This is a genomic window from Intrasporangium sp., from assembly GCF_051961875.1.
GTDB lineage: Bacteria > Actinomycetota > Actinomycetes > Actinomycetales > Dermatophilaceae > Intrasporangium_A.
On sequence record NZ_JBQCCV010000024.1, the window covers coordinates 1 to 2414 of the forward strand.

Genomic DNA, 2414 nt, shown 5'->3' on the forward strand with positions numbered 1-2414 from the left:
GTGTGTCAGTTGTCCTGCCAAGGGCACCGCTGATTGGCTACGTTCGGAAGTGATAACCGCTGAAAGCATCTAAGCGGGAAGCACGTTTCAAGATGAGGTTTCCGTACCCCCTCGAGGGGTGAGAGGCTCCCAGTAGACGACGGGGTTGATAGGCCGGACGTGGAAGCACAGCAATGTGTGGAGCTGACCGGTACTAATAAGCCGACGACTTGACTACAAAGAAGCTCGCGTCCACTGTGCGGTTCCCGACCCACAACCATCACCACACCGATGGCACAACAAAAAAAGGTCGACAACGTTACGGCTGTCATAGCGAAGGGGAAACGCCCGGTCCCATTCCGAACCCGGAAGCTAAGCCCTTCAGCGCCGATGGTACTGCACTGGTGACGGTGTGGGAGAGTAGGACGCAGCCGGACACACTTTCACAAAGAGGCGCCTCCTCGACTTCGGTCGAGGCAGGCGCTTCTTTGCATGCCCGGCGGGATGTTGCGTTGCTCGGGTGAGCACCGCGTAGGGTGGGCCCGTGCCTGAACTCATCGCTGCACCCACCCGTATCCCGGTCGCCGGCGGCAAGATCATCGAGGAGCACGTCGGGGCGGTCACGACGCCCGACCTCGACCTCGCCTCCTCGGTCTCCGTGGCGCACATGGTCGCTCCGGGCGGGTGGTCGGAGCCGGCACAGACGCCTGACTTCGACGAGATCACCGTCGTACTCCGCGGCCAGGTCCTGGTCGAGCACGACGGAGGGGTCCTCACTGTCGAGGCCGGCCAGACGGCCATCTCCAGGCGAGGGGAGCGGGTGCGCTACTCCTGTGGCGACGAGGGCGCCGAATACGTATCGGTCTGCCTGCCCGCCTTCACCAACGAGAGCGTCAACCGCGAGGACGAGGCATGAGCGACGACGCCCTGGTGGTGGCTCCGAAGGTCCTGCTCCACGACCACCTCGACGGGGGCCTACGCCCGCAGACGATCATCGAACTCGCCGATGAGGTCGGCTATCAGGACCTGCCCAGCACCAACGCTGAGACGCTCGGCTGGTGGTTCCGCGACAGCGCCAGCTCCGGCTCGCTGCCCCGCTACCTGGAGACCTTCGACCAGACCCTGGCCGTCATGCAGACCAAGGAGGGGCTCTTCCGGGTCGCGAGCGAGTGCGCCCAGGACCTCGCAGCCGACGGCGTCGTCTATGCCGAGAGCCGGTACGCGCCGGAGCAGCACCTCGGCCAAGGCCTGACGCTCGAGGAGGTCGTCGAGGTCGTCAACGCCGGTTTCCGTGACGGCGAGACCAAGGCGGCCGAGGCGGGTCGGCCCATCCGCGTCACCGGCCTGCTGACCGCCATGCGCCACGCGGCGAACTCCCGCGAGATCGCCGAGCTCGTCGTCCGCTACCGCGAAGAGGGCGTCTCCGGCTTCGACATCGCCGGGGCCGAGGCCGGCTACCCGCCCACGCGCCACCTTGACGCGTTCGAGTACCTGCGCCGGGAGAACGCCCACTTCACGATCCATGCCGGCGAGGCCTTCGGCCTGCCCTCGATCTGGGAGGCCATCCAGTGGTGCGGCGCGGACCGGCTCGGCCACGGGGTGCGCATCGTCGACGACATCACCATCGAGGGGCTGCCCTTCGCCACCTGGCTGGAGGCCCACCGTGACGAGCCGCGCGCCCTGGTCGACGTCGACCTGGACGACGTGCGTCTCGGGGGTCTCGCAGGCTACGTCCGCGACCGTCGGATCCCGCTCGAGATGTGCCCCACGAGCAACCTGCAGACGGGTGCCGCCCTCTCCATCTCCCTGCACCCGATCACCCTGCTCAAGCGTCTGCGCTTCCGCGTCACGCTCAACACCGACAACCGACTCATGAGCCACACGAGCGCGAGCCGGGAGGCGATGCTGCTCGCCGAGCAGGCGGAGTGGACCATCGAGGACCTGCGCTGGGTCACGATCAACGCGATGAAGTCGGCGTTCATCCCGTTCGATGAGCGGCTCGCCATCATCGACGACGTCATCAAGCCCGGCTACCTGCCCCTACTGCCGGCGACAGGCTGACCGACGCCCTCCCTGACCTCGAGCGGCCCGTTCGGCTGACGAGCCGGCGGGGTCAGGGGTGGGGGAGGTGCTCTTCGAGGGCCGACGCGACCTGCTTGGGACGCACCGGACGCGCGCCGTAGTCCCGAGCCTCGGCGACCACCCGTGGCTCGTCACGGAGCAGGCGGAGGCCCCGGCGCACAAGGATGTGCGGTGCCTTCCGACGCTCCGAGAGGTCGCGGGCGAGGCGCAGCCCGAAGGTGACCCATCGGTTGCGTCGCACGCACAGGGCGTCGGCCAGCAGGCCCTCCGACCGTAGGGGTCCGACGAGCCGACCGGCAAAGAGGCCCTCGGCCAGGATGCGGTCCTGGGGACGGGCCGTCACCGTGTGGGTG

At 67.8% G+C, this 2414-nt stretch carries 2 protein-coding genes, 2 rRNA genes and 1 pseudogene; 4 read left to right on the top strand and 1 reads right to left on the bottom strand.

Annotated elements, in window-relative coordinates:
* The 4 genes from ACTHJJ_RS01605 to ACTHJJ_RS01620 all read left to right on the top strand — a co-directional run.
* Positions 1-217: ribosomal RNA gene (locus ACTHJJ_RS01605) — 23S ribosomal RNA — on the top strand; the annotation flags it as partial.
* A gap of 82 nt (positions 218-299) precedes the next feature.
* A 5S ribosomal RNA gene (rrf, locus tag ACTHJJ_RS01610) occupies positions 300-416 on the top strand.
* Between the two features lie 107 nt (positions 417-523).
* Complete coding sequence (locus tag ACTHJJ_RS01615) at positions 524-895, top strand: cupin domain-containing protein (RefSeq protein ID WP_440301192.1); 372 nt, start codon at positions 524-526, stop codon at positions 893-895.
* The gene (locus ACTHJJ_RS01620; protein WP_440301193.1) at positions 892-2040 is read left to right on the top strand and encodes an adenosine deaminase; all 1149 of its coding nucleotides are present in this window, start codon (positions 892-894) and stop codon (positions 2038-2040) included. The genes ACTHJJ_RS01615 and ACTHJJ_RS01620 overlap by 4 nt, the downstream gene beginning before the upstream one ends.
* 52 nt (positions 2041-2092) lie before the next feature.
* Here the strand turns inward: ACTHJJ_RS01620 and ACTHJJ_RS01625 are convergent.
* A pseudogene (locus ACTHJJ_RS01625) lies at positions 2093-2414 on the bottom strand (uridine kinase); the annotation flags it as partial.

Coding starts and splice junctions, on each gene's coding strand:
- ACTHJJ_RS01620 (WP_440301193.1), top strand. CDS start 892: ATGAGCGACGACGCCCTGGTGGTGGCTCCGAAGGTCCTGCTCCACGAC.